This window comes from Cytobacillus sp. NCCP-133 (assembly GCF_026011715.1).
Classification (GTDB): domain Bacteria; phylum Bacillota; class Bacilli; order Bacillales; family Cytobacillaceae; genus Cytobacillus.
In genome coordinates this window covers 1-3,074 of record NZ_BRVM01000047.1, presented here as the reverse complement: position 1 = coordinate 3,074, position 3,074 = coordinate 1, and the positions used below count along the sequence as shown (strand labels likewise).

Annotated in this window: 3 protein-coding genes; all 3 read right to left on the bottom strand. The window is 31.9% G+C overall.

Annotated features, from left to right (window positions below):
* Positions 1 to 105: 105 nt before the first annotated feature.
* The 3 genes from NCCP133_RS21700 to NCCP133_RS21690 all read right to left on the bottom strand — a co-directional run bounded on the left by NCCP133_RS21700 (position 106) and on the right by NCCP133_RS21690 (position 2,989).
* Complete coding sequence (locus tag NCCP133_RS21700) at positions 106 to 744, bottom strand: hypothetical protein (protein ID WP_264807307.1); 639 nt, start codon at positions 742 to 744, stop codon at positions 106 to 108.
* Between the two features lie 89 nt (positions 745 to 833).
* Positions 834 to 1,664: a sulfotransferase family protein gene (locus tag NCCP133_RS21695; RefSeq protein ID WP_264807306.1), complete on the bottom strand. Its 831-nt coding sequence runs from the start codon at positions 1,662 to 1,664 to the stop codon at positions 834 to 836.
* 314 nt (positions 1,665 to 1,978) lie between these two features.
* Positions 1,979 to 2,989 (bottom strand): NAD(P)-binding domain-containing protein, encoded by a 1,011-nt coding sequence (locus tag NCCP133_RS21690; protein WP_264807305.1) that lies wholly within the window; start codon positions 2,987 to 2,989, stop codon positions 1,979 to 1,981.
* Between the last annotated feature and the right edge of the window lie 85 nt (positions 2,990 to 3,074).

The window sequence follows — 3,074 nt, the reverse complement described above, 5'->3', positions numbered from 1 at the left end:
ACGACACTACCAGTGTCTTGTATTTCATTTAAAAAGCTTAACTAAATAATATCTCAGGCCCCATCTAAAATATAGGTGGGGTCTATTTGACGCTTACAATTCTAACTAAGGATGAATACGAATTATGTCATCTTCTACTTGAAATTTTAAGTCAGGCCTTTTGTTACTGACAAAGGTTCTTAACTCCTGTATTGTCGGGTAATCATTCAAAACTGTATTTGGTCCTATAAAACAACGGGCATCATCGATTAAGATGACGTGATTCCTAACATGATGGCTTAAGATTTGATTCAATTCTTCCATTATTGGCGTATCACTCTCACCTCTGGCAGTATCTAATGAATCAGGTACATAATGGCCGTCTAGCCAAAAGATACAAGGAACATGTATAAATTTCAGAATTTTACGGAGGACTTTTGCACTATCACCGTAAAGAATCTTAACATGGGGGTAGTTTGAAAATTTCAACTTTGCTGCCTTATATAAGTTTTCTTCTAATTCAATAGATATTATTTTAGTAAAATTATTTAAATTCGCTTCAACCATGGCACCTTGATAGGTACCTGTTTCTATTAAAAAATGAATATTAAATTTTTCTGAGTATTTTTTTACTGTTTCTGGTCGGATCCTATATGGCTTGGATCCTAATAACCAAAAACGCAAAATCTCTTCCTTTGTTAACTTATAAGGCAATTTTAAGTTTTTTCTCCAAAATTCCTGCAATTCCCTATCTTTATCTTCCACAATTTATCACCCTTTAAAGTATTTAAACCTATTGCCGACATAAATCTTTAGTCAAGGTTAAAGAATTATTTATTCCTTTTTGTGCAAAGTCAGGTTAACTCATTAAAAAAAGATCGATATAATAAATTAATTTTGTTACTGAAAATATCCGATTTGAAAAACTCATTTGAGTGGCAAGCCTTATAGCAGAGATTATAGAGTTCCTTAATATCATCATCAATATTCGGATCCTTTAAAAGCCTTTCCAAACTCACCCTGCTATGCTGTAATGAAGGATCAATAAAATTCCTTAATTGCTTTTTTAACTCACTTTCATTTTTGATTATTTTAAGATTAAAAGTCTTAGAAATAGTCTTCAAGCATTCTAAACTATTGTCAAGAAATTGATTATAATCAAATATGATCCGTTTATGGCCTTTTGTCTTTTTTATGCATAACAATGTTCTTTGCTGCCAAAGTTTCAACGCTGAAATTCCTTCAAAGTTATATGCTTTTTTGAAAGAGTGAACGATATCAACTGGATTACGAACCATAATTACAAAATGGGGAGTTACGCCCAGCTCATTTAATACTTCGTTCCATAATTCAATAAAATGGCAAGTTCTTGGATCCTTCCATCCCCAAACCCCTTTATCTAAATATTCACTTGTTATATACTCCATCAACTCTTCCTTTAAGTGACTATAACCCTTCTGTTGCCACCAAAGAGGCTGATGAATATTATTTCCAACTGTTTTAAACATTTTTTCATGGATCTTTACAATTCTGCTGTTCTCCCAGTAACCTTTTGGATTTGTCCGGTCAGCTGGATATAGATGCGAACCCACATCAACTCCCATTAAATTTATCGCCCTGGACACCATTGAAGTTCCGCATCTTCCTGAACCTAAAATGCAAATCGCTTTATTTTCTCTGACCATTAACTTTTTCTCCTTTCCATTCCCCTTCAATGTTTTGATATGTCTGCTAAATTCCAATGTAAAAGATACATGTGGACAAAAGCAGGAGCTTTTCGTATTGCTCTTATATAAGAATATTTTCAAGACTAATATTTTAATTGGTAAAAATTAATCGCTATAATTATTGAAGGTATATTAAATAAGTTTTTGAAATTCATTTTTATCAGGAGGAAAACGATGAATATTTTTAAGGTGAATAACAATTCCTGCTGCTATTATTAGAGGGGAGGATTTCTTGTGCGTACTAAATTTATTTTGATCAGTGGATTTAAGTTTTATCTATTTGAAATATACTTTTGTATTTTATCTATATTTTTAAAATCATTTTGATTATAATTTCCTTTTTCTTTTGTGCCACCTAGTCCATTGGCAATTCCAATAATTTGCTTTGGCGAATTTATATTATCAACGATAATATCCCCTTCATCTCCTATAACCCCCCCAGAAACAATTTTTATTTCCTCAATGAATGATTTGCCTTGAATGTTTCTAAAAAACATATCGCTGTAATCCATCAAAGGCATTAAAGTATATAAGAACCCTAATCGAACGTCCAGCCGAAAACAATTTAATAATTTGTGTTTGCCATTTCTGTAAAATTCATGGGTGAAGTTATTTATCCCTCCGTCCAAAACCAAAGCTTTTTCTTTTAAACAATGAATAAGACTCTGGTTTATCACTTTTTCAGAGGATACAAAGGAAATAATACCGTCAAAAAAATTATTCATCTCATCAAAATTTTTAATTTGCTTGATTTTATTATAGGAATACTTTGGAAGAATTGTGTTAAGTGCATTTACCAATAAACTGACTTTATTTATATTCCTAGAGAAAATATAAAGATTTGCCCCTCGTTCAGCCAATCTTAAAGCAAGTTTCCCGCCTATATTTCCAGCACCATAGATTAATAATTTTTTATTTTTAAGAGTACCATTAAAATAATTTAGCATAAAAAGATCTGCAGCCTCTACAGTGGCATCATTTGGCTTGTATGACTTAATAATTGAACTTTTTAAGGTGCTTCTGGCAATGCTTTCTAGGTCTACATTTTTTTTTGCTTCAACATCAATTAATATATATTTGACCTTGCCATCAAGTAACTTTAAACATTCTTCTGCTGCAGGTTTACTAGAAACCAAGAAATTGACCGTTTCAAATCCTAGTGCTTTTCTTCTTGGCAAGACGGCAAAATAGGCTGAATCTCTAGATGTCATCCCTACAGTTGCAATAGCTATTGCATTAGGATCAGTAAGACTTTTCAATTCCTCTTTTATTTTTTCAATCATTTCAACTTCATTAATCCTCCCTCTATAAATATTGATATATCAACGGTTTGACCCGTTGGTGGGATGTCAAAAAAATATTTTTCGA